The organism is Janthinobacterium sp. GW823-FHT01H08, assembly GCF_058797855.1.
Genome location: NZ_CM179504.1, coordinates 451,457 through 473,178, shown reverse-complemented (window position 1 = coordinate 473,178; position 21,722 = coordinate 451,457). Strand labels below are relative to the sequence as shown.

Here is a 21,722-nt window from a genome sequence, read left to right as displayed (position 1 = left end):
CAGCTTTACTCCGGCCTGACCGTGAGCAATTCCTGCGCCACCGCGGCGCAGGCGTTCACGTGCTGGTTGCCGATCTGGCGGAACACGGCGTAGCCGATGGCTGCCGCCACCGCTTGGCCGGCGAACGGCACGAAGCGCGCCACCTGCTTGGTGGCAATCTTGACGCCACTGCGCTTGAGCAGGTGGAGGATCAGTTCGCGCGACACCAGCTTTCCTACCAGCATGCCTCCCATGCCCACCGCCGCGCGGTAGGCCATCATCTTGAACTGCGGGTTCAGGCGCTCGATCTGCTCGGGCGTCAGGCCGAATTCGTGGTTGATATCGTTGATCAACATGGAAAACAGACCCACGTCGGACATCAGGTCGATGCCGGGAATGGGAATGGCCGAAGCGCCCGCCGACATCATGGCGCGCCGCTGCACCAGGCGCCGGCAACGCTCGCGCACTTGCTCGATTTCGGCACGACTGGCCGGTATCAGTGTCCAATCGGTAGTGCTCTTGTCTGGCATGGCCGCTTCTCCGCTAGTAGGGGTAGATGAACAAGTGTAACGTAAAGGATCTGCCCTCCGATTTCACTGGACACAGTTGCAATCTCTGTTATATTTCACTTGAGCATTCCTTAACATTACGATAAGCAGAGCAGGTCGTCTGTTTGTTGCTACACACTCCAGCCAATTATGCGAATTGCCGTACTCGATAGCGACCATAGCCAGGCAGAACTGATATGCCAGGTGCTCACCGCCGCCGGCCACGCCTGCCACGAGTTTCAGAGTGGCAAGGAAATGCTGGGGCAGCTGCGCAAGGACAGTTGCGACATGCTCATCCTCGACTGGCATGTGAGCGATCTGGACGGTGCGGAAGTCTTGCGCCGTGCCCGGGAAAAACTGGCGCCGAAGGCGCCCGTGTTGTTTATGACCAACAGTTCCGGCGAAGACGACGTGGTGGCGGGCATGACGGCAGGTGCCGACGACTACATGATCAAGCCCCTGCGGCGCAGCGAACTGACCTTGCGCACCCAGGCGCTGCTGCGCGTGGCGTACCCGGCCCAGAATGGCGCCGAGTACTTGCAATTCGGTCATTACACGTTTGAAACCCGTCCCGGCCGCCTGTTGCGCGATGGCGAAGTGCTGGACGTGACACACAAGGAATTCGCCCTGGCGCTGCTGTTTTTCCGCAACCTGGGCCGTCCCCTGTCGCGCGCCTACATTCACGAAGCCGTGTGGCAGCGCGACACGGCCCTGCCCTCGCGCACCATGGATACCCACGTCTCGCGCGTGCGCAACAAGCTGCAGCTGAAACCGGAACACGGCTACAGGCTCGTGCCCGTCTACAGCTACGGTTATCGCCTGGAAAAACTGGGCGGCTGAACGGCGGCAAACGGCTGACCTGCTCAAAGCGCGGGCACAAAGCGTTATAATGTCGCCATAAGTCATCCAACAGCCCTGAAATGCAACTGCTCGCCGTCGGCCTCAACCATACCACCGCCCCAGTGTCGCTCCGCGAACAGCTGGCGTTTGCGCCTGAGCACTTGGGCCAGGCGGTGATGGCGGCGCGCACCTGGTTCCAGCGCATCGACTTGCGCGACAACGACGAAGCGGCCATCCTGTCGACCTGCAACCGCACCGAGCTGTATGCGGCCAGCCATGTGCCCAATCCGCTCGACGCGGGCGCGCATTTCCTGGCCGACTACCACCAGCTCAACTACAGCGAGCTGCGCCCCCACTTGTATATGCTGCCGCAGCACGATGCCGTGCGCCACACCTTCCGCGTCGCCTCCGGGCTCGACTCGATGGTACTGGGCGAAACGCAGATCCTGGGGCAGATCAAGGACGCCATCCGCACGGCCGACGAGGCGGGCGGCCTGGGCACGTATCTGCACCAGTTGTTCCAGCGCAGCTTTTCGGTGGCCAAGGAAGTGCGCAGCAGCACGGAAATCGGCGCCCACAGCGTATCCATGGCGGCCGCCGCCGTGCGCCTGTCGCAGCGCATCTTCGACAAGATCGCCGAGCAGAACGTGCTGTTCATCGGCGCCGGCGAAATGATCGAATTGTGCGCCACGCACTTTGCCGCGCAAAACCCGAAAAGCATCACCATTGCCAACCGCACCATGGAACGGGGCGAGGAACTCGCGCACCGTTTCAACGGCAAGGCGATCCGCCTGGCGGATTTGCCCGAGCAGCTGCACCAGTTCGACATCGTCATCTCGTGCACGGCATCGTCCTTGCCGCTGCTGGGCCTGGGCCTGGTCGAGCGCGCCATCAAGGCGCGCCGCCACAAGCCCATGTTCATGGTCGACCTGGCCGTGCCGCGCGACATCGAGGCGGAAGTGGGCCGTTTGAACGACGTCTTCCTGTACACGGTCGACGACCTGGGCAAGGTCGTGCAGACGGGCCTGGAAAGCCGCCAAGCGGCCGTGGCGCAAGCCGAAGCCATCATCGAAACGCGCGTGCAATCCTTCATGAGCTGGGTCGACGACCGTGCCATGGTGCCCGTCATCCAGCATCTGCATGAAAACAGCGAAACCTTGCGCCTGATGGAAGTGGAACGGGCGCGCAAGATGCTGGCCAAGGGCGCCGACATCGACGCCGTACTCGAAGCGCTGTCGAAAGGCTTGACGGCCAAGTTCCTGCACGGCCCGCAGCAAGCGCTGCACCATGCGCAAGGCGACGAGCGCAAGCAGCTGGTCACCCTGCTGCCGAAACTGTTCCGCCCCCGCCGTTAGCGCAGCCCCGCTGGCCGCCCGCGCGCGGCTACCCCTGCCCGCCTGCCGGGCTTGCATCATTCCTACACTCTTTTTACCGCGAATCGCTATGAAACCATCCATGCTGGCCAAACTCGATCAACTGGCGAACCGCCTGGTCGAACTCGACGAACTGCTGATGCATCCGGACGCCACGTCGAACATGGACAGCTACCGCAAGATGACGCGCGAGCACGCCGAACTGGGCCCGCTGGTGGCCCTGTACCGCTCCTACCAGGAAGCGGGCAACGACATCGCCACGGCGCAAGAGATGCTGGGCGATCCGGACATGAAGGAATTCGCCCAGGAAGAGATCGAGGCGGCCAAGGCCACCATGGCGCGGCTCGAGCGCGAACTGCAGACCATGCTGCTGCCGAAGGACGTCAACGATGAGCGCAATATCTTCCTGGAAATTCGCGCCGGCACGGGCGGCGATGAATCGGCCCTGTTCGCCGGCGACCTGCTGCGCATGTACACGCGCTTTGCCGAGCGCAACCGCTGGCAGGTGGAACTGGTGTCCTCGTCCGATTCCGACCTGGGCGGCTACCGCGAAGTGATCGTGCGCGTGGTCGGCAATGGCGCGTATTCGAAGCTGAAATTCGAGTCGGGCGGCCACCGCGTGCAGCGCGTGCCGGCCACGGAAACGCAGGGCCGCATCCACACGTCCGCCTGCACGGTGGCCGTAATGCCGGAAGCGGACGAGGTGGAAGACGTCAACATCAACCCGGCCGACCTGCGCATCGACACCTACCGCGCTTCGGGCGCGGGCGGACAGCACATCAACAAGACGGATTCGGCCGTGCGCATCACCCACTTGCCGACCGGCATCGTGGTCGAGTGCCAGGATGACCGCAGCCAGCACAAGAACAAGGCGCAGGCGATGAAAGTGCTGGCCGCGCGCATCAAGGACGTGCAATTGCGCGAGCAGCAGTCGAAGGAAGCGGCCACGCGCAAGAGCCTGATCGGCTCGGGCGACCGCAGCGAGCGCATCCGCACCTATAATTTCCCGCAGGGCCGCCTGACGGATCACCGCATCAATCTGACCTTGTACAAGCTTGACTTCATCATGGATGGGGATTTGACGGAGCTGACGAATGCGCTGGCGGCGGAGCACCAGGCGGAACTGCTGGCTGCTTTAGGCGACTAAACGCTGGCTCCGTTGTGTCGGCTTACGCTGCGCTAAGCCGACCTACGCCGACCTACGCCAACCTACGCCGCAATTTGTAGGTCGGCTTGGCGCGCAGCGCGTAAGCCGACAGCTTTAAGTAGCGGCTAAGCAATAAAAATCGGCCCTTGTGCGAAAATGACCAGCTCGATTCCATCCACCTCACCGTGTCGCCCATGAAAAATTCACGCACCGTCCTCCTGTTGACCGCCGCCCTGTGTTTCCTGATGCTGGGCGTGGCCATGTATTTGCAGCATGCCATGAACATGGCGCCGTGCCCGCTGTGCGTGATCCAGCGCTACCTGTTCCTCGCCATCGGCATCGCCTGCCTGGCGGGCGCGGCAGCCAACCGTCCGAAGATCGGCGCCGGCGTCGGCTTGCTGGCGGCCCTGGGCGGCATGGGCGTGGGCGCCAAGCATCTGTACGTGCTGGCCAATCCCGGCTTCTCGTGCGGCATCGATCCGGTGGAAACGGCGCTGAACAAGGTCTTCACGGCCGAACTCATGCCCTTCATGTTTGAATCGTATGGCGCCTGCGAAAATGCCGGCGAGCCGTTTTTCGGCCTGTCGATTCCGCAATGGGCATTCATCTGGTTCGCCATCTTCGCCATCACCATGTTGTGGACTTTGCTGCGCCGCAAACAATAATCAATTATCTATGCCAGAAACACTGATCCCTGCCGGCAGCACTGTCGGCGCCCTGCAAATCCGTCCGCTGCTCGACCCGCTCGACAACCGCATCCTGCTGGGCCATGCGCTGGGCCTGTCGCGCGTCAGCTTGATCACGCAATCGGAGCGAGTCCTTACTCCTGATGAAACCGAGCGGTTATCGGGCTTGCTGGCGCGCCGCCTGCAGGGCGAGCCGATCGCCTACATCGTCGGCCAGCGCGAATTTTTCGGCTTGCCGTTCGAAGTGAACGACGCCGTGCTGATCCCCCGCCCCGATACGGAAGTGCTGGTGGAACTGGCGCTCGAGCGCCTGCCGCCAGGCGGACGGGTGCTCGACATGGGCACGGGCAGCGGCGCCATCGCCGTCGCGCTGGCGCACACGCGGCCCGACGCCGTCGTCACGGCCCTGGACGTGAGCAGCACGGCGCTGGCCGTGGCGCGCCGCAACGCCAGCGCCAACGGCGTCAACATCACCTTCATGACCAGCGACTGGTTCGAAGCGCTGGGCACGGAAAAGTTCGACCTGATCGTCTCCAATCCCCCCTACATCGCCAGCGGCGACCGCCACCTGGCCGAAGGCGATCTGCGCTTCGAGCCGGCGGGCGCGCTGACCGACCATGCGGACGGCCTGTCGGCCCTGCGCACCATCGTTGCCGGCGCCGCGCGCCACCTGGCGTCGGGCGCCTGGCTGCTGATGGAACACGGCTACGACCAGGCTGCCCAGGTGCGCGAGCTGCTGGCCGCTGCCGGCTACAACAAGGTGCAAAGCTGGCGCGACCTGGCCGGCATCGAACGGGTCAGCGGCGCCCGCCTGGGCTGACCGTTGCCACCTGCGCAAAGCTTGACCCGGCGGCGCGCCAGATCCCCCCGCAGTTTGTTAAAATATCAAGCGAATTCCTGACCGAAGCGCCGCCCCCGTTGCCCGGGGCGGACGCTGGCGACGCGGCGTTTTTTGGGCCGGCGCCGACGCATTTGCCAAAATTCGGTTAATCTCAGCACAAATTATTTATATGCTGCACAAGAAAGGAAGCTCAAATTGCCCAACCTGTTGACTCGCCGCCTGGCATTGCTGACCGAAGATGCCAACCGCGCGCTGCTGGGCGGCTTGCGCGGCATCGAGCGTGAAACCCTGCGCGTCGACCACGCCGGCCATCTGGCTTCCACGCCCCACCCCGCCGCCCTGGGCTCGGCGCTGACGCACCCTGAAATCACCACCGACTACGCCGAAGCGCTGCTCGAATTCATCACCCCGGCCGAAGCCGACATCGCCGTCACGCTCGACAAGCTCGATACCGTGCACCGCCACGCCTACAGCCGCCTCGGTGACGAGTTGCTGTGGAGTCAGTCGATGCCGTGCCAGCTGCCGCCCGAAGCGGACATCGAGATCGCCAACTACGGCACGTCGAATATGGGCATGCTCAAGCACGTCTACCGGCGCGGCCTGGCATTGCGCTACGGCAAGGCCATGCAATGCATCGCCGGCATCCATTACAACTATTCGCTCGACGAGCAGCTGTGGCAAGTGCTGGCCAGCCATCCGGACACCAGCGCCAGCCCCACGCACGCAGCCGCGACGCCAAAAGACGTGCAGTCGGAAAGCTACCTGGCGACGATCCGCAATTTCCGCCGCTACAGCTGGCTGTTGATGTACCTGTTCGGCGCCTCGCCGGCCCTGTCCGCCGGCTTCCTGCGCGGCCGCGCGCACAAGCTCGACACCTTGTCCGACGATACCCTGTTCCTGCCGTACGCGACCAGCCTGCGCATGAGCGACCTCGGCTACCAGAACGACGCCCAGTCCGGCCTGCGCCCGCACGAAAACAGCCTCGATGATTACGTCAACGCGCTCACGCACGCCGTCAACGACCCGTATCCGCCGTACGCGGCGTTGGGCACGAAAAAGGATGGCGAGTGGATACAGTTGTCCACCAACGTGCTGCAGATCGAAAATGAATACTATTCGACCATCCGTCCGAAGCGCGTGATCCGCACGGGCGAGCGCCCCATCCAGGCCCTGTGCCTGCGCGGCGTGCAATACATCGAAGTGCGCTGCATGGATGTCGACCCGTTCGAACCAGTGGGCATCAGCCTGGAAACGGGCCGCTTCCTCGACGCGTTTTTGCTGTTCTGCGCGCTCGACGACAGCGCGCCGATTTCTGCCGAGCAAAGTGCTTGCTACACGAACAATTTCGCCCGCACCGTCAAGGAAGGCCGCAAGCCGGGCCTGAGCCTGCGCCGCGATGGCGAAGACATTACCCTGCAAGCCTGGGGCGAGGAATTGCTGGCGCGTATCGCGCCCGTGGCGGCCCTGCTCGACGCGCGCCAGGGCGGCACGCAGCACGCGGACAGCCTGGCCGCGCAAGCCCGTAAACTGGCCGACCCGGACACGACGCCATCGGCCAAGGTCTTGGCCGCGCTGCGCGCCAACGGCGGCTCGTTTGCCGCCTTCGGCCTGCAGCAAAGCGAACGCCACGCTGCCTGGTTCCGCGCGCAGCCGCCCACCCCCGAGCAAAGCGCGTATTTCGACGCGATGGCGGAAAGCTCGCTGGCCGAGCAGCGTGCCATGGAAGCGGCGCCCGCCGGCAGCTTCGACGACTTCGTCGCCGCCTACCGCGCCAGCACCCTGTGTTCGCACACCTGATCCTGCCTGACTTTTTGCCTGGCGCCCCATGCTGACCTTCTACAATGAATTGCACAGCCAGCACCGGGGCCGCTTCGAGATGTTTCGCGGCACCATGGTGCCCTGCTTCGAGACACCGGAGCGGGCCGACATGGTGGTGGCCGAGCTGGGGCGGCGCAACCTGGGCCGCATCGTCACGCCGCACGGCGTGCCGCTGACCTCCTTGGAGCGCATCCACACGCCCCGTTACCTGCATTTCCTGCGCCATGCCTGGCACGACTGGCTGGCGCTCGACCCCGACAACGGGGGCAAGGATGCCTTGCCGTCCGTGTGGCCCGTGCGCACCTTGCGCAGCGATATCGAACCGGACGACTTCACGGCCAAGCTGGGCCTGTACTCGATGGACAACGGCACGCCGCTGACGGCCGGCACGTGGACGGCGGCCAAGACGGGCGCCGACTGCGCCGTCAATGCGGCGCACGCATTGCGCCTGGGCGAACGGGCCACGTTTGCCCTGACGCGCCCGCCGGGCCACCATGCGGGCAGCGATTTCTTTGGCGGCTACTGTTTTCTGAACAACGCAGCCCTGGCCGCGCAGCACCTGCTCGACGATGGCGCGCGCAAGGTCGCCATCCTCGACATCGATTACCACCACGGCAACGGCACGCAGAGCATTTTTTATGCGCGCGACGACGTGCTGTTCGCCTCCATCCACGCCGACCCGCGCAGCGAATATCCGTTTTACCTGGGCCACGCCGACGAAACGGGCAGCGGCGCGGGGCTCGGCTACAACGTCAATCTGCCGCTGCCGGCCGGCACGTCCACGGCCAGCTGGTTCGCCGCGCTGGAAACGGCTTGCCTGCGCATCAAGATGTATGCGCCCGACGCGCTGGTGGTGTCGCTCGGTGTCGACACCTTCGTGGGCGACCCGCTGTCGCATTTCTCCCTGCAAAGCGGCGACTACCTGCGCGTGGGCGAACGCCTCGCGCATCTGAACCTGCCCACCGCCTTCATCCTCGAAGGCGGCTATGCGGTCAAGGAAATCGGCATCAATGTGGTGAACGTGCTGGAAGGTTTTGAGACGGCGGAGTAACTAGCGGAGCTAGTGGGGTCAGACCCTCAACACCGCTAACGTCAAGCTCAGTGCCAACACAAACGGGGGTCTGACCCCGGCTTTACATATTCCGGAACAAACTCATGAACGGCTGGCTCACGGCCAGGGTTTCCGGCCGCGATTTGAGGCGCAGGGCGCCGCGTCCCACCTCGTCGCGCGTGACGGAGGCCACCATCTTCATGTTGACGATGGTGGAGCGGTGGATCTGTTTGAAAATGGCCGGGTCGAGCACGTCGAGCAGTTCGCGGATCGGCTTGCGCAGCAGCGCCTCGCCGTCCGCCGTCATGACGGCCGTGTATTTGGTGTCGGACTGGAAATAGGCGATGTCTTCCACCATGATCAGCCGCGTATCCTTGCCGCTGCTGGCCGTCAGCCACACCAGCGGCGGCGACTTGGCTGCCGCCGGCAAGGCGCTGCTCAATTGCTGCAGCAGGCCGGCCAGCGCGCCGTCGTCCGCCCGGGCCTTGCCGGCCCGTGCCCGCACGCGCTGCAGGGTCGCCTGCAGGCGCTCGCGGGCGACCGGTTTCAACAAATAATCGACGGCGCCCTTGTCGAAGGCGTCGATCGCGTACTGGTCGTAGGCCGTGACGAACACCACCTGCGTGGCGGGACTCGCTTCGAGCGCGCCGGCCGCCACTTCCAGCCCCGTCAGGCCCGGCATGCGGATATCGAGGAAGGCGACGTCGGGCTTGCGCGTGGCGATGGCCTCGAGCGCCGTGCCGCCGTCGTCGCAGGCGGCGACGATGCGCAGTGCCGGCCACTCTTCGGCCAGCAGGGCCACGAGCGCATCGCGCAGCAGGGTTTCGTCTTCGGCGATGACGCAGGTCATTTCAGGCGGATGCATACGACACTCCTTGCGCCGTGCTGTCCGGCACCGTGATGGTGGCCGTCACGCCATCGGGGAAGTTGGCAACGATGGCAAACGCGGCGGCATTGCCGTAGGTCAGGCGCAGGCGCTCGCGCACATTGCGCAAGCCGATGCCCGTGCCGGCGCCGTCGTCGCTGAAGCCCTTGCCGTCGTCGGCCACCGTGACGATCACCGTGCCATTGCCGCTGCGCGCCATGATCCAGATGGTGCCGCCGCCGCTTTTCGGCTCCAGGCCATGCTTGATGGCGTTTTCCACCAGGGTTTGCAGCATCATCGGCGGCAGCTCCACCTGGCGCAGGTATTGCGGTACCTCGATCTGCAGGTTCAGACGCTCGCCCATGCGGATTTTCAGGATGTCGAGGTAGGCGCGCGCCCGTTCCAGCTCCGTGCCCAGGGTCGACATGGCTTGCTCCGTGCGCGGCAGCGAGTGGCGCAGGTACAGGATCAGGTTGCCCAGCATCGCGTCGGCGCGCACGGGGTCGCTGCGCGTGAGCAGCTGCGCGCTGGCCAGCGTGTTGTACAGGAAGTGCGGCTCCACCTGCGCATGCAGCAGGCTCAGTTTGGCCACCGTCAGTTCCTTTTCCGTCACCGTCTGGCGCGCCTCGGCCTGCTCGCCGCGGCGGCGCTGCGCCACCCGGCGCGTGATGGCCCGCGTCACCGCCTCCGCGTTTTCCAGGTTGCTGCCATGGTCGACGAGGAACCAGTCGGTCCACGCATTGCGCGCCGGCTCGCAGATCAGGGTCACGCTGCCCGCCTCGCCATTCGGCGTGACGGTGGCGAGGATCTGATTCGGCCGCGGCTCGAGGAAACCCAGCACGCGCATGCGGGGCAAGCCCGTGTGCGTATACGGCGCCGCGCGGCGCACGCGGGCCTGCACCTGCAGGCTGTCGCGCGCGCTTTCGACCACTTCGCTGCCCGGCAGCTCGCGGATGGCCGCATCGACCATGTCGAACGCCTCGCCCGCCTCGAACGGAATCTCGATCTGGCGCCGCTGGCGGCTCGACAGGGTGGCGGCATTGACGGCGCCGGCGATCAGGCGCACACGGCGCACGTGCGAAAACGCATTCGTGACGACGGCGCAGGCCAGCAAGGCGCCGATGATGACAAAGAAGCCTTCCGTATTCCCAAAGAGATAGCGCAGAAAGTTCTCGACCAGGATCGCCGTGGCGATGATGTACGTGAGCATCGCGGCCAGGGTGAGGCGCAGGATAAAGAAGAGGCTGGTCATGATTTTTCCTTGGGTATTGAAGTGAGACCAGCATAATCATCGGCCCCGGCGGCGGTGGCCATTATGCGATGGAAGCCCGGTAGTGGCGACAAAGGCATCAAAATAAAGGTTCAAGACACCTGACCAAACCTGCTGCGCGTCGGTACAGGTGGCCTGCGATGCTCACCGTACTCAAAGTACGGTTCCGCGTCTCGACCACCTCTCCCTTCCGCTCGCAACGGTTTTGTCAGGTGTCGTGACTTCATGAATAAAATCGCTTGCAATTAAATAGCGCACGATATATATTGCACACATGGACGCCGGATTTACTTCTTCAGACGGGCATCCTGGGGCCACGGCCCGCGAAACAAGTAGCACACTATTTAGTAGTCACCTATTTATCTACCTAAAGGAAACCATCATGTCGATCAAACAAGTCCTGTACCGCGCGCAAGCCACCGCCACCGGAGGCCGCGAAGGCCGTGCCGTGTCATCCGACAATGTGCTGGACGTCAAGCTGACGACGCCAAAAGAACTGGGCGGCAATGGCGCCGTCGGCACCAATCCGGAACAACTGTTCGCCGCCGGCTACTCGGCCTGCTTCATCGGCGCCATGAAATTCGTCGGCGGCCGCGACAAGATCGCCGTGCCGGCGGACCTGTCGATCGAAGGCAACGTCGGCATCGGCGCCATCGAGACGGGCTTCGGCATCGAAGTGGAACTGAAAATCTCGCTGCCGGGCATGGACCGCGCCGCCGCCGAAGCGCTGGTCGCCGCCGCCCACATCGTGTGCCCGTACTCGAACGCCACGCGCGGCAACATCGACGTCACGCTGACGATCGTGTAATCCACGCTGCACGCACTGTAACTCCCCGGCCGCGCCTTGGCGCCGCCGGGGCTTTTTTTTAGCGCAGCGCCTGCAGCAGCTTGTCTGCCAGGGCCGGCGCCGAGGCGGGATTCTGTCCCGTGATCAACTCGCGGTCGACCACCACATTGCTGGTCCACGGCGCCTGGTTCTGCACATATTGCGCGCCGGCCGCCTGCAAGCCCGACTGCGGATAGAACTTCATCAATCCGCCCTTCAGCGCGCCCTGCGCCGCCAGCTCTTCCTCATTGCTGATCACCGTCATGCGGTAGCCCTTGTAGATCCAGTCAGCCGGCGTGGGCGGCGTCCGGCCCGCTTCCAGCGCGGCCGTAAACTGCGCCGCCTGCGGCAGGGCCGACAGCAGTGCGATGGGACCATGGCACAGCAGCGCCGTCGGCTTGCCGTCCGCGTGGAACTGGCGCAGCAAGGCGCCCAGGCTGGCGTCCTTCAATAAGTCCTGCATGGGCGCGTGGCCGCCCGGCACCAGCACGGCCGCATAGTGGCCATAGCCGATCTGCTCCACCCGTTTCAGGCTGATCACGGGCGAGCGGCCCGGCACCGTCAGCGCCAGCTGCTCGAGCAAGGCCTTGTGCGCCGCGTGGGCCGCCACGTCGCCGCCAAAATACGCGTCCGTATCGGAGCTGGCGTCCAGGGTCGGCGCCTGGCCCTGCGGCGTGGCGAACGTCACCGTGTGGCCCGCGTCGAGCAGCTTTTTCACGGGTTGCATCAGTTCATTCAGATAAAAGCCCGTTTGGAAGACCTTACCGTCGCGCAAGTCGAGGTGATTCGCATCCGACAGCACGACGAGGACGTCGGCCGCCTGGGCGGTGGAAAAGGCGGCGAGCAACAGGCTGCTGATCAGTAATTTTTTCATGGTGTGGCCTTTCTGTAGAGTGGACACCAGCATATTCCGAATCAAAATGCGAAAAAATGATGAATAATGCATAGCACTGATGCGGAATACGACTGAATGGAGCCGGGATGGATAAATTGCACGCGATGCAGCTGTTTCGCCGCGTGGCCGAGCTGGGCAGCTTTCGCCGCGCGGCCGATGAACTGGACTTGTCGGCCTCGTACGTGAGCCGGCGCATCGGCCAGCTGGAGCAGGAACTGGGCGGGCGCCTGATGACGCGCACCACGCGCCAGCTGGCCCTGACGGAAACGGGCGCCGCCTATCTCGAGCACTGCCGCAAGCTGCTCGACGAGCTGGCGCAGGCGGAGGACATGGTGGCCCATTCCACGGCGCACGTGACGGGCCGCCTGCGCATCAACGCGCCGCTGACATTGGGCGTGGGCGAGCTGGCCGAGGGCCTGGCCGATTTCATGGCCGACTGGCCCGCGCTGCGCCTCGATGTCGACCTGAAGGATGAATATGTCGACCTGGCGGCCGCCAATTACGACCTGGGCTTTCGCGTCACCACCGCGCTCACCGATTCGAGCTATGTGGCGCGCCACATCCACGACTACCGCCTGCACATCTGCTGCGCGCCCGCCTACCTGGAACGCCACGGCCCCTTGGCCGAACCCACGGACCTGACACGCCAGCGCTGCTTCATCTACAGCCACGCCCTGTTCGGCAACCGCTGGCCGCTGCGCCATGCGGGGCTGCACAGCGATATCGAAGTGCCGAACTGGGTGCGCACCAACAACACGCTGTTCATGCGCAGCCTGATCCTGCGCGGCCTGGGCATCGGCATCCTGCCCACCTTTGTCTGCCGCGAGGAGCTGGCCAGCGGCGCCCTGGTCGAGCTGTTTCCGGAAATCGAGCGCCCCAGCCTGGCGCTGTTCGCCATCTACCCGTCGCGCCAGCTGGTGGCGCCCCGCGTGACGCGCTGCATCGAGCACCTGAAGCAGTGGTATGCGCAGCGCTATCCCACGCCGGGGGCGTGAAGCCGGTAAAATCACGCCACTCTCAATCAAGGATGAACCATGATCAGCTGGCAATGGAACACGTTCGACGAACTCGGCCCCCACGATTTGTACCAGGTGCTGGCCTTGCGCCAGCGCGTGTTCGTCATCGAACAGCAGTGCATTTATCCGGACCTGGACGGCCATGACCAGCAGGCGATGCACTTGCTGGGCTGGCAAACGGTCGATGGCCAGCGCCGGCTGGCCGCCTACCTGCGCGTGCTGGCGCCGGGCGCCAAGTATGTGGAAATGTCGCTGGGCCGCGTGCTGACGGCGCCCGAGGCGCGCAGCAGCGGCGCCGGCAAGCAGTTGTTGCTTGAGGGCATCGCGCGGGCCGAGCGCCAGCATCCGGGCCACGCCATCCGCATCGGCGCACAGCACTATCTGGAACGCTTTTATCAATCGTTCGGCTTTGTCACCGTCAGCGCGCCGTATGACGAAGACGGCATCCAGCACGTCGACATGCTGCGCGCGGAGCCAGCGGCATGACGACGGCCTTGATTTCCTGGAGCGGCGGCAAGGATTCCTGCCTGGCCCTGTGGCGCGCCCGCAACGCCGGCATGGACGTGCCGCTGTTGATCACGGCCATGGATGAAGATGGCCGCAAGTCGCGCTCGCACGGCGTGCCGCCCGAGTTGCTCGAAGCGCAGGCAGCCAGCCTGGGCGCGCGCCTGCAGCGCTATCACGCCAGCTGGGCCAGCTATGAAGAACAGTTCGTCGCCACGCTGCGCGCGGCCAAGGCCGAGGGCATCGAGCACGCCATCTTCGGCGACATCGACCTGCAGCCGCACCGCGACTGGGAAGAAAAAGTCTGCGCGGTCGCCGGCCTGACGGCGCACCTGCCGCTGTGGGGCGAAGCGCGGCGCGCGCTGGTCGACGAATTTCTCGCCGCCGGCTTCAAGGCCATCGTCGTGTGCATCAATGGCCAGCATCTGCCGCGTGAATTTTGCGGGCGCGAGTTCGACGCCGCCTTCCTGGCCGACCTGCCGCCCGGCGTCGATGCCTGCGGCGAAAACGGCGAATTCCACACCTTCGTCTACGACGGCCCCGCCTTCAGCGCCCCCGTGGCGCTGCGCCGCACGCAAGTGCTGCAATATGACGCGCCGGCCGACCTGGGCGGCGCCACGTATTACTTCCAGGAGCTGGCGCCCGCTTAAACCGGGCCGCAAAGCAAAAAGGGCGATTCCGTGGAATCGCCCTTTTCATGTGCGCTGCGCGTGCTTATTTTTTCGTCACGCTCACCAGCTTGATCTCGAACAGCAAGCCGGCGTAGCCAGGAATCTTCGGCGCGCTGCCGGCCTTGCCATAACCGAGGTCATACGGAATGGCCAGGGTGCGCGTGCCGCCGACCTGCATGCCGACCAGGCCGCGGTCCCAGCCCAGGATGACCCGGCCGACACCCAGAGGGAAAGTAAAACCGCTGCCTGCCGGGCTCGCATCGAACTGCACGCCCTTGTTGCCCGGCTTGCTTGCGTCATACAGCCAGCCCGTGTAAGTCACCAGCAAGGTGTCGCCCGCTGCCGCCGCCGTGCCGGTGCCGGTCACCGTATCGGTAATGGTCAGTTCTTTCACTTGCGTATTCGGATCGAGCACGACCGGTTTCTCGGTGTTGGCAGCGGCACCGCAAGCGGTCAGGGCCACGGCGCAAGCGAGGGTGGCGATCATTTGAAATACCGATTTCATGGTTTCCCTTTAAATATTGGTGTGTGGCTCAGCCCGTACGGTGCGGACCAGTGCGAGCAGCAGTTTAACAGGAGTCGCGCAGCCAATTTGTAAGCAGACGTAAGCACGGCGGAAGATTGCGCAACAATACAACATTGTCACAACAACCATTCCGCCGCACTGTCGCGTCTAGATTTCCACCTGCGTGCCCAGTTCGATTACCCGGTTGCTCGGGATCTGATAGTAGTCGGCCGCCGTGCGCGCATTGCGCGACATGGTGACGAACAGGTGCTCGCGCCACGGCATCATGCCGGCGCCCGGCGTCGAGATGATAGTCTGGCGCGCGATAAAGAACGACGTTTCCATCATCTCGAAGTCCAGTCCCTGCTGCGCGCACTGCGCCAGCGCAGCCGGAATGTCCGGTTCATCCTTGAAGCCGTAATGCACGTTGACCTGGTAGCACTGGTGGCCCAGCTCCACCACGCGCACGCGCTCCGATGGCGCCACCCACGGCTCTTCATGCATGAAGACGGTGAGGAAAATCACGCGCTCGTGCAGAACCTTGTTATGCAGCAAGTTATGCAGCAGCGCATGCGGCACGCCATCCGTTTCGCCACGCAGGAAGATGGCCGTGCCGGGGACGCGCAGCGGCGGCGCGATGAACAGCGACGAAAGGAAATCGTTGAGCGGAATCGCATGCTTTTCCAGGTTCTGGAACACCAGCTGGCGGCCCCGTTTCCAGGTCAGCATGACGATGAACAAGATCGAACCCAGCAGCAGCGGGAACCAGCCGCCGTGGAACAGTTTCAAGGCGGTCGCCGACACCAGGTTGATGTCGATGATCAGGAAAAAGCCCGTGGCGGCCCAGCACAGGGCCAGGTTCATCTTCCAGCGGTAACGGATGACGAAGAAGGTCAGGATGGTGGTCGACAGCATCGTGGCCGTGACCGCAATGCCGTAGGCGGCGGCCAGGTTTTCCGAGGAGCCGAAGCCGATGACGGCCAGCAGCACCACGGCCAGCTGCAGCCAGTTCACGGCGGGGATGTAGATCTGCCCGATTTCGCTTTCCGACGTGTGGCGCACGCGCATGCGCGGCAGGAAACCCAGCGCGATCGCTTGCTTGGTCATCGAGAAGGTGCCGGAAATGGTGGCCTGCGAGGCGATCACGGTAGCCATGGTCGACAAAATCACCAGCGGATACACGCTCCACGCGCCCAGCTGCTGGTAAAACGGATTCGAGACGGCTTCGGGATGGGCCAGCAGCAAGCCACCCTGGCCCAGGTAGTTCAGCGCCAGCGCGGGGAAGGCGATCAGGAACCAGGCCAGGCGGATCGGTTTCTTGCCGAAGTGGCCCATGTCGGCGTACAGCGCCTCGGCACCCGTCAGCGCCAGCACCACGGCGCCCAGGGCGACGAAGGCAACGAAGCCGTTATTCATCAGGAAGGTCGCCGCGTGCAGGGGATTGAGTGCGGCCAGGACGGCGGGCGACTTGATGATGTTGACCACGCCCATGCCCGCCAGCGCGGCAAACCACAGCACCATGACGGGGGCAAAATAGCGGCCGATGCCGGCCGTGCCGTGCGACTGCACGGAATACAGGCCCACCAGCACGGCGATGGTCAGCGGCACCACGTAGGGACTGAAGGCGGGCGTGGCCACTTCCAGGCCTTCGATCGCCGACAGCACGGAAATGGCCGGCGTGATCACGCTGTCGCCATAGAACAGGGTGGCGCCAAAGACGCCGATCACCATCAGCGGAAAATGCCAGCGCGACAGGCGGCTGACGGACGACAGCACCAGCGCCATCAGGGCCATGATGCCGCCCTCGCCGCGGTTGTCGGCGCGCAGCACCAGGGTCACGTACTTGAGCGAGACGATCAGCGTCAGGCCCCAGAAAATCAGCGAAACGATGCCCAGCAAATTCTCGGGCGAGAGCGCCAGGCCGTGGGCCGGGTCGAAGACCGTCTTCAGGGTGTACAGCGGGCTGGTGCCGATATCGCCGTAAACGATCCCGACGGCCGCCAGCGTCAAGCCGGCCAGGCCGCTTTTTTTATGTTCCGACGTCAAGATTGCACCCGTTTTTGTTTTGTTGCATCGCACAATATGATAGGTATTAGCAAATAGCAAGAGTATTTTTGCATGGTTACGGGCTGCCCCAAAGTCGTGGTTTTGTGCCGCTCCGCCTTGCTGCGCGGGCTTGCGGCCATTGATTTGTTGCCATTCTACGCTTCGCCAGCGGCGCCGGGCAGCCCCCGATGTTTTCAGCCATAATGACAGACTGTCTACTCTCCAGCGAAGCCCATCATGAATCCAGGCATGTTGTACGCCTCCCTCGCCTTCCTGTGCTGGGGCCTGTTTCCCCTGTATTTCCACGCCATCGGCGAGATTGCACCACAGGAAATCCTGGCGCACCGCATGGTCTGGTCGCTGTTGTTTCTAGGCATCGTGCTGACCGTGCGCCGCCAGTGGAGCTGGCTGGGCGCCCTGAAAGGCCAGCCGCAGGTGGTGGCCAGCTTCGTCGCCAGCGCGTTTTTGCTGTCCGCCAACTGGTTCATCTATATCTGGGCCGTCAACAACGGCCACGTGGTCGACGCCAGCCTCGGCTACTTCATTACGCCCCTGATCAATGTCATGCTGGGCTTTTTGCTGCTGCACGAACGCCTGCGCCGCCTGCAGTGGCTGGCCATCGGCCTGGCCGCCTGCGGCGTGGCCTGGCTCACTTGGCAGGCGGGGCAAGTACCATGGATCGCCCTGCTGCTGGCCGCCACGTTCGGCGGCTATGGCTTGCTGCGCAAGACGGCCGCGCTGGGCGCGCTGGAAGGCTTGTCGTTCGAAACCCTGATTTTATTTCCCCTGGCGCTGGCCTACATGCTGTGGCTGGCCTGGCATGGCCAGAGCGGCTTCGTCAATACGGATTCCACCGCCACGCGCGCGCTGCTGCTGGCGTCCGGCCCCATCACGGCCATTCCCCTGCTGCTGTTCGCCGCCGGCGCGCGCCGCCTGCCGCTGGCCGTGCTGGGGCTATTGCAATACATCGCCCCCACGGGCCAGCTCCTGATCGGCGTATGGGTCTTCCACGAATCGTTCACGCCCGAACGCATGCTGGGCTTCCTCGTCATCTGGACGGCGCTGGGCCTGTATGCGGCCGAAGGCCTGTGGAGTAGCCGCCGCGCGCGCCTGGCCGCCTGATCGGTCCGTTCCGGCAGCGCGCAGCGCTGGCCGGAAGCGGGCGTTTACCGTATCCTGTCCGTCTTTGTATATCACCCGAGATTTCTAATGGCAAATTACGTCTACACCATGAATCGCGTGGGCAAAATCGTCCCGCCCAAGCGCCAGATTCTGAAAGATATTTCCCTCTCCTTCTTCCCAGGCGCGAAGATCGGCGTGCTGGGCCTGAACGGCTCCGGCAAATCGACCCTGCTGAAAATCATGGCAGGCATCGACACCGACATCCAGGGCGAAGCCGTGCCGATGCCGGGCCTGAACATCGGCTACCTGCCGCAGGAACCGCAGCTGGACCCGGCAAAAACCGTGCGCCAGGAAGTCGAGTCGGGCCTGGGCGAAGTGTTTGAAGCGCAAGCCAAGCTGGAAGCCGTGTACGCCGCATATGCCGAGGAAGACGCCGATTTCGACGCCCTGGCCACGGAACAGGCACGCCTGGAAGCGATCATCTCGACCTCCGACGGCGGCAATCTGAATCTGCAGCTGGAAATGGCCGCCGACGCGCTGCGCCTGCCGCCGTGGGACGCCACCATCGGCGTGCTGTCCGGCGGTGAAAAGCGCCGCGTGGCGCTGTGCAAGCTGCTGCTGTCGAAACCGGACATGCTGCTGCTCGACGAGCCGACCAACCATCTGGATGCGGAATCGGTGGACTGGCTGGAACAATTCCTGCTGCGCTTCCCCGGCACCGTGGTAGCCATCACCCATGACCGCTACTTCCTCGACAACGCGGCCGAGTGGATCCTGGAGCTGGACCGCGGCCACGGCATTCCATGGAAGGGCAACTACTCGACCTGGCTGGACCAGAAGCAAGCCCGCCTGAAGCAGGAAGAAGCGACGGAATCGGCGCGCCAGAAAGCGCTGCAGAAGGAATTGGAATGGTCGCGCCAGAACCCGAAAGCGCGTCAGGCCAAGTCGAAAGCCCGCCTGGCCCGCTTCAACGAGCTGTCCGAGCACGAATACCAGAAGCGCAACGAAACGCAGGAGATCTTCATTCCCGTGGCAGAGCGCCTGGGCAATGAAGTCATCGAGTTCAAGAACGTGTCGAAAGCGTTCGGCGACCGCTTGCTGATCGATAACCTGAGCTTTACCGTCCCGCCAGGCGCCATCGTCGGCATCATCGGCCCCAACGGCGCCGGTAAGTCGACCCTGTTCAAGATGATCACCGGCAAGGAAACGCCGGACAGCGGCGAAGTGGCCATCGGCCAGACGGCGCGCGTGTCCATCGTCGACCAGAACCGCGATAGTCTCGCTGACAACAAATCCGTGTTCGAAGACGTCTCCGGCGGCGCCGACATGCTGACGGTCGGCCGCTTCGAAATGCCGTCGCGCGCCTACCTGGGCCGCTTCAACTTCAAGGGCTCGGACCAGCAAAAGCAAGTGGGCAACCTGTCCGGCGGTGAACGCGGCCGTCTGCACCTGGCGAAAACCCTGCTGATGGGCGGCAACGTCCTGCTGCTCGATGAACCGTCGAACGATCTGGACGTGGAAACCTTGCGCGCGCTGGAAGACGCCCTGCTGGAATTTGCCGGCAGCGTCATGGTCATTTCCCATGATCGCTGGTTCCTCGACCGTATCGCCACGCACATCCTGGCGTTCGAAGGCAATTCACAGGTCACCTTCTTTGACGGCAACTATCAGGAATATGAAGCCGACAAGAAGAAGCGCCTGGGTGAAGAAGGCGCGAAACCGAAGCGTATCCGCTACAAGCCTTTGACCACGTAATTTAGGTCCGGCAATGCAAAAAGGCAGTTACCTCGCGGTAACTGCCTTTTTTTTCAGCAAACTTCCAGTAAATTAGAAGTTGTAGCGTGCGCCCAGTGCCAAACCGGTGGCCTTGCGGCCCTGGTCGGCGCTCTTGCCGAAGTGTTCCACTTCCGCCGTCAGCGAGACTTTCTCGTTGATCGCGTACTGGGCACCGACGGAAGCGTACACGCCCGTCTTGTCGTTGCCGCTGATGCCGGTCGACAGGCCCGTGCCGCTCAAGCTGTTCTTGACCTTGGCCACGCCGAGCTTGCCGAACACGCCGACTTTATCGCTCACGGGCATGGTGGCCTTGCCGGCCAGGTAGTAGCCGTGCGAATCGCTTTTCACGGAACCGTTGCCGGCGCCGGTGACATAGCTGTAATCCTTGCTGCCGAAATCGGCGTAGCCGCCCTCGACCGCCCAGGTTTTATCGAAATCGTAACCGGCGAAGATCTTGGCGCCGGCCTTGTAGCCGCTGTGATTATCGGCGCTGGTGGCGCCAGGGATATCGAAGTTGTAGCGGTTGCCCGTGACACCGGCGCCCACATAGGCGCCTTCGGCGTGTGCGGCGCTCATGCCGGTCAGTGCAGTAACGGAAGCGATCATTGCAAACAGGATTTTCTTCTTCATCATGTTCTCTCTCTCTCAATTAGTGAATGGTGCCTGGATTCGCAGTTCAGCGAAGTGCGATGAGTACACAATAACAGCCGAAAAAAGCTACGTCTTTCTCCATTGCGTAAGAACTGTGACAAGATGTAAGCGGAGATTGCAAACTGACAATAACCGTAAAATGCGCACCGTTGAACGAACTTAAGCTAGACTTAAGAACATTAATGATTTTCAGTCCGAAGGAGCAGTGCATGCACAAACGCCAGTTTCTCGCCGCCGCCATGGCGGCGGCCACCCTGCCGGCCATCGGCCGGGCGGCGCCCGCCGGCCTGCGCGGCCCTGCCCTGCTGACCGTCACGGGCAGCGTCGACAAGCCGAACCGGGGCCCGTTCGACGCCGTGCGCGACCAGATGATGCACAAGCAGAAAATCAGTTTTGAGCGGGCGCGGGCATTCGACTTTGCGGCGCTGACGAACTTGCCGGCACACACGATTCGCCCCACCCTGGAATACGACGGCAAGGCGCATGCGCTGCGCGGTCCGCTGCTGGTCGATGTCTTGAAGGCGGCGGGCGCCCCCGAGGAAGGCGAGGTCCGCCTGCTGCTGCGCGCCGTGGATGGCTATGCGGCGGCGCTGACCATGGCGCAGGCGCGCGCACAGCGTTTTATTGTCGCCACCCACCTCGATGGGCAGCCGATGGCGCTGGGCGGCCTGGGGCCGCTATGGGCGATCCACGACGCGGACCGCATCGCGGCCGTGGCGGCCCTGCCCCTGGCCGAGCGCTTCGCCAGCTGCCCGTGGGCGCTGTATCACATCGGCGTGGAGGCGGGTTGAAGCGGTTGAGATAAATTACGCGTAGGCTTCGGCCATCGACATCACCCGTGGCGCGATGGTAATGCCGTGCTCTTCGAACAGGGCAGTGATGGCCGCCAGGTTGTGCGTGCACTCCTCGGTTTTCCAGCCCTTGAAGATATCCGTGCCATCCTTCTGGAAATGCAGGTCCAGCACCTTGCCCGAATCCTTGTGCAGGTAGGGCGAACTATAGGTGTTCTCGAAACCGAGCGCCTTCAATTGCTCCAGCAAGGCCAGCGGCGGATGGTCGGGATCGGTGGCAAGAAAAATGCCGAAGGTCTTGCCTGGCGGCTTGGCGGCGATGTCGACCTCGTAGATGCCGGGGGCCTTGCTAACGGACGTACTCTTTAAAAATAACATGCAACACTCCCTGCGCGGAATGTCCCGCGCCTGAAACGGGCGGCAAGACAGGGGCGATGCGCAATGATTCCCCTCATCAAATCTTATTGCTAATTTGCATCTTTGTCGACAAATCGGCACTTT

General features: G+C 63.6%; 22 protein-coding genes. 14 read left to right on the top strand and 8 right to left on the bottom strand.

Annotation, left to right across the window (positions count from 1 at the left end; genetic code table 11):
- Positions 1 to 5 precede the first annotated feature (5 nt).
- Positions 6 to 509, bottom strand: coding sequence for a hypothetical protein (locus AC3RCG_RS02065; protein WP_070313088.1), 504 nt, complete (start codon positions 507 to 509; stop codon positions 6 to 8).
- 168 nt (positions 510 to 677) lie between these two features.
- Between AC3RCG_RS02065 and AC3RCG_RS02060 the strand changes: the two genes are divergently transcribed.
- The 7 genes from AC3RCG_RS02060 to AC3RCG_RS02030 all read left to right on the top strand — a co-directional run bounded on the left by AC3RCG_RS02060 (position 678) and on the right by AC3RCG_RS02030 (position 8,283).
- Entirely contained in the window at positions 678 to 1,367 is a 690-nt protein-coding gene (locus tag AC3RCG_RS02060) for a response regulator transcription factor (RefSeq protein ID WP_046681910.1), read from the top strand.
- 80 nt (positions 1,368 to 1,447) lie between these two features.
- Complete coding sequence (gene hemA, locus AC3RCG_RS02055) at positions 1,448 to 2,722, top strand: glutamyl-tRNA reductase (protein ID WP_099408115.1); 1,275 nt, start codon at positions 1,448 to 1,450, stop codon at positions 2,720 to 2,722.
- A gap of 88 nt (positions 2,723 to 2,810) precedes the next feature.
- Positions 2,811 to 3,887: a peptide chain release factor 1 gene (prfA, locus tag AC3RCG_RS02050; RefSeq protein ID WP_475416953.1), complete on the top strand. Its 1,077-nt coding sequence runs from the start codon at positions 2,811 to 2,813 to the stop codon at positions 3,885 to 3,887.
- A gap of 194 nt (positions 3,888 to 4,081) precedes the next feature.
- Complete coding sequence (locus AC3RCG_RS02045) at positions 4,082 to 4,552, top strand: disulfide bond formation protein B (protein ID WP_070289512.1); 471 nt, start codon at positions 4,082 to 4,084, stop codon at positions 4,550 to 4,552.
- Positions 4,553 to 4,562: 10 nt separating this feature from the next.
- Positions 4,563 to 5,393, top strand: coding sequence for a peptide chain release factor N(5)-glutamine methyltransferase (gene prmC / locus AC3RCG_RS02040; RefSeq protein ID WP_492402436.1), 831 nt, complete (start codon positions 4,563 to 4,565; stop codon positions 5,391 to 5,393).
- A gap of 216 nt (positions 5,394 to 5,609) precedes the next feature.
- Complete coding sequence (gene gshA, locus AC3RCG_RS02035; protein WP_492402437.1) at positions 5,610 to 7,211, top strand: glutamate--cysteine ligase; 1,602 nt, start codon at positions 5,610 to 5,612, stop codon at positions 7,209 to 7,211.
- A gap of 28 nt (positions 7,212 to 7,239) precedes the next feature.
- The gene (locus AC3RCG_RS02030) at positions 7,240 to 8,283 is read left to right on the top strand and encodes a histone deacetylase family protein (protein WP_492402438.1); all 1,044 of its coding nucleotides are present in this window, start codon (positions 7,240 to 7,242) and stop codon (positions 8,281 to 8,283) included.
- A gap of 82 nt (positions 8,284 to 8,365) precedes the next feature.
- Here the strand turns inward: AC3RCG_RS02030 and AC3RCG_RS02025 are convergent, their stop codons facing one another.
- Both AC3RCG_RS02025 and AC3RCG_RS02020 read right to left on the bottom strand, forming a co-directional pair.
- Positions 8,366 to 9,148, bottom strand: a complete 783-nt coding sequence (locus tag AC3RCG_RS02025) for a LytR/AlgR family response regulator transcription factor (RefSeq protein WP_141750053.1) — start codon at positions 9,146 to 9,148, stop codon at positions 8,366 to 8,368.
- Positions 9,135 to 10,400: a histidine kinase gene (locus AC3RCG_RS02020; protein WP_070313092.1), complete on the bottom strand. Its 1,266-nt coding sequence runs from the start codon at positions 10,398 to 10,400 to the stop codon at positions 9,135 to 9,137. The genes AC3RCG_RS02025 and AC3RCG_RS02020 overlap by 14 nt, the downstream gene beginning before the upstream one ends.
- A gap of 400 nt (positions 10,401 to 10,800) precedes the next feature.
- Here AC3RCG_RS02020 and AC3RCG_RS02015 point away from each other — a divergent pair, with 400 nt between their 5' ends.
- The gene (locus AC3RCG_RS02015; protein ID WP_070289401.1) at positions 10,801 to 11,226 is read left to right on the top strand and encodes an organic hydroperoxide resistance protein; all 426 of its coding nucleotides are present in this window, start codon (positions 10,801 to 10,803) and stop codon (positions 11,224 to 11,226) included.
- Between the two features lie 58 nt (positions 11,227 to 11,284).
- On the opposite strand, the gene AC3RCG_RS02010 is transcribed toward AC3RCG_RS02015, so the two are convergent.
- A complete protein-coding gene (locus tag AC3RCG_RS02010) occupies positions 11,285 to 12,118 on the bottom strand; it encodes a type 1 glutamine amidotransferase domain-containing protein (protein WP_070313093.1) in 834 nt (277 codons plus the stop codon).
- Between the two features lie 107 nt (positions 12,119 to 12,225).
- Between AC3RCG_RS02010 and AC3RCG_RS02005 the strand changes: the two genes are divergently transcribed.
- The 3 genes from AC3RCG_RS02005 to AC3RCG_RS01995 are packed head-to-tail and all read left to right on the top strand — an operon-like array spanning position 12,226 to position 14,309.
- Complete coding sequence (locus AC3RCG_RS02005) at positions 12,226 to 13,134, top strand: LysR family transcriptional regulator (protein WP_070313094.1); 909 nt, start codon at positions 12,226 to 12,228, stop codon at positions 13,132 to 13,134.
- A 39-nt stretch (positions 13,135 to 13,173) separates the two neighbouring features.
- Positions 13,174 to 13,641 (top strand): GNAT family N-acetyltransferase, encoded by a 468-nt coding sequence (locus AC3RCG_RS02000; RefSeq protein WP_070313095.1) that lies wholly within the window; start codon positions 13,174 to 13,176, stop codon positions 13,639 to 13,641.
- Positions 13,638 to 14,309: a Dph6-related ATP pyrophosphatase gene (locus AC3RCG_RS01995; RefSeq protein WP_492402439.1), complete on the top strand. Its 672-nt coding sequence runs from the start codon at positions 13,638 to 13,640 to the stop codon at positions 14,307 to 14,309. The genes AC3RCG_RS02000 and AC3RCG_RS01995 overlap by 4 nt, the downstream gene beginning before the upstream one ends.
- 64 nt (positions 14,310 to 14,373) lie before the next feature.
- Here AC3RCG_RS01995 and AC3RCG_RS01990 read toward each other — a convergent pair whose 3' ends face one another.
- Entirely contained in the window at positions 14,374 to 14,835 is a 462-nt protein-coding gene (locus tag AC3RCG_RS01990) for an FKBP-type peptidyl-prolyl cis-trans isomerase (protein ID WP_070218985.1), read from the bottom strand.
- 168 nt (positions 14,836 to 15,003) lie between these two features.
- Positions 15,004 to 16,881 carry a potassium transporter Kup gene (locus tag AC3RCG_RS01985; RefSeq protein ID WP_070313096.1) on the bottom strand — a complete coding sequence of 626 codons (1,878 nt, stop codon included), beginning with the start codon at positions 16,879 to 16,881 and terminating at the stop codon, positions 15,004 to 15,006.
- Between the two features lie 237 nt (positions 16,882 to 17,118).
- Between AC3RCG_RS01985 and rarD the strand changes: the two genes are divergently transcribed.
- Together rarD and ettA are read left to right on the top strand one after the other, a co-directional pair.
- Entirely contained in the window at positions 17,119 to 18,003 is an 885-nt protein-coding gene (gene rarD / locus AC3RCG_RS01980; protein WP_070218983.1) for an EamA family transporter RarD, read from the top strand.
- 87 nt (positions 18,004 to 18,090) lie between these two features.
- Positions 18,091 to 19,758: an energy-dependent translational throttle protein EttA gene (ettA, locus tag AC3RCG_RS01975; protein WP_034752850.1), complete on the top strand. Its 1,668-nt coding sequence runs from the start codon at positions 18,091 to 18,093 to the stop codon at positions 19,756 to 19,758.
- A gap of 72 nt (positions 19,759 to 19,830) precedes the next feature.
- On the opposite strand, the gene AC3RCG_RS01970 is transcribed toward ettA, so the two are convergent.
- Positions 19,831 to 20,412, bottom strand: a complete 582-nt coding sequence (locus AC3RCG_RS01970) for a porin family protein (protein ID WP_070218982.1) — start codon at positions 20,410 to 20,412, stop codon at positions 19,831 to 19,833.
- A 227-nt stretch (positions 20,413 to 20,639) separates the two neighbouring features.
- Here AC3RCG_RS01970 and AC3RCG_RS01965 point away from each other — a divergent pair, with 227 nt between their 5' ends.
- On the top strand, positions 20,640 to 21,221 hold the full coding sequence (locus AC3RCG_RS01965) for a putative pterin-binding protein (RefSeq protein WP_070218981.1): 582 nt from the start codon (positions 20,640 to 20,642) through the stop codon (positions 21,219 to 21,221).
- 15 nt (positions 21,222 to 21,236) lie between these two features.
- Here the strand turns inward: AC3RCG_RS01965 and AC3RCG_RS01960 are convergent, their stop codons facing one another.
- Complete coding sequence (locus AC3RCG_RS01960) at positions 21,237 to 21,599, bottom strand: hypothetical protein (RefSeq protein WP_070218980.1); 363 nt, start codon at positions 21,597 to 21,599, stop codon at positions 21,237 to 21,239.
- Positions 21,600 to 21,722 lie beyond the last annotated feature (123 nt).

Bases quoted from the DNA above. Each gene is read 5' to 3' on its own strand.
- AC3RCG_RS02065 (WP_070313088.1), bottom strand. From the start codon at position 509: ATGCCAGACAAGAGCACTACCGATTGGACACTGATACCGGCCAGTCGT.
- AC3RCG_RS02060 (WP_046681910.1), top strand. From the start codon at position 678: ATGCGAATTGCCGTACTCGATAGCGACCATAGCCAGGCAGAACTGATA.
- hemA (WP_099408115.1), top strand. From the start codon at position 1,448: ATGCAACTGCTCGCCGTCGGCCTCAACCATACCACCGCCCCAGTGTCG.
- prfA (WP_475416953.1), top strand. From the start codon at position 2,811: ATGAAACCATCCATGCTGGCCAAACTCGATCAACTGGCGAACCGCCTG.
- AC3RCG_RS02045 (WP_070289512.1), top strand. From the start codon at position 4,082: ATGAAAAATTCACGCACCGTCCTCCTGTTGACCGCCGCCCTGTGTTTC.
- prmC (WP_492402436.1), top strand. From the start codon at position 4,563: ATGCCAGAAACACTGATCCCTGCCGGCAGCACTGTCGGCGCCCTGCAA.
- AC3RCG_RS02030 (WP_492402438.1), top strand. From the start codon at position 7,240: ATGCTGACCTTCTACAATGAATTGCACAGCCAGCACCGGGGCCGCTTC.
- AC3RCG_RS02025 (WP_141750053.1), bottom strand. From the start codon at position 9,148: ATGCATCCGCCTGAAATGACCTGCGTCATCGCCGAAGACGAAACCCTG.
- AC3RCG_RS02020 (WP_070313092.1), bottom strand. From the start codon at position 10,400: ATGACCAGCCTCTTCTTTATCCTGCGCCTCACCCTGGCCGCGATGCTC.
- AC3RCG_RS02015 (WP_070289401.1), top strand. From the start codon at position 10,801: ATGTCGATCAAACAAGTCCTGTACCGCGCGCAAGCCACCGCCACCGGA.
- AC3RCG_RS02010 (WP_070313093.1), bottom strand. From the start codon at position 12,118: ATGAAAAAATTACTGATCAGCAGCCTGTTGCTCGCCGCCTTTTCCACC.
- AC3RCG_RS02005 (WP_070313094.1), top strand. From the start codon at position 12,226: ATGGATAAATTGCACGCGATGCAGCTGTTTCGCCGCGTGGCCGAGCTG.
- AC3RCG_RS02000 (WP_070313095.1), top strand. From the start codon at position 13,174: ATGATCAGCTGGCAATGGAACACGTTCGACGAACTCGGCCCCCACGAT.
- AC3RCG_RS01995 (WP_492402439.1), top strand. From the start codon at position 13,638: ATGACGACGGCCTTGATTTCCTGGAGCGGCGGCAAGGATTCCTGCCTG.
- AC3RCG_RS01990 (WP_070218985.1), bottom strand. From the start codon at position 14,835: ATGAAATCGGTATTTCAAATGATCGCCACCCTCGCTTGCGCCGTGGCC.
- rarD (WP_070218983.1), top strand. From the start codon at position 17,119: ATGAATCCAGGCATGTTGTACGCCTCCCTCGCCTTCCTGTGCTGGGGC.
- ettA (WP_034752850.1), top strand. From the start codon at position 18,091: ATGGCAAATTACGTCTACACCATGAATCGCGTGGGCAAAATCGTCCCG.
- AC3RCG_RS01970 (WP_070218982.1), bottom strand. From the start codon at position 20,412: ATGATGAAGAAGAAAATCCTGTTTGCAATGATCGCTTCCGTTACTGCA.
- AC3RCG_RS01965 (WP_070218981.1), top strand. From the start codon at position 20,640: ATGCACAAACGCCAGTTTCTCGCCGCCGCCATGGCGGCGGCCACCCTG.
- AC3RCG_RS01960 (WP_070218980.1), bottom strand. From the start codon at position 21,599: ATGTTATTTTTAAAGAGTACGTCCGTTAGCAAGGCCCCCGGCATCTAC.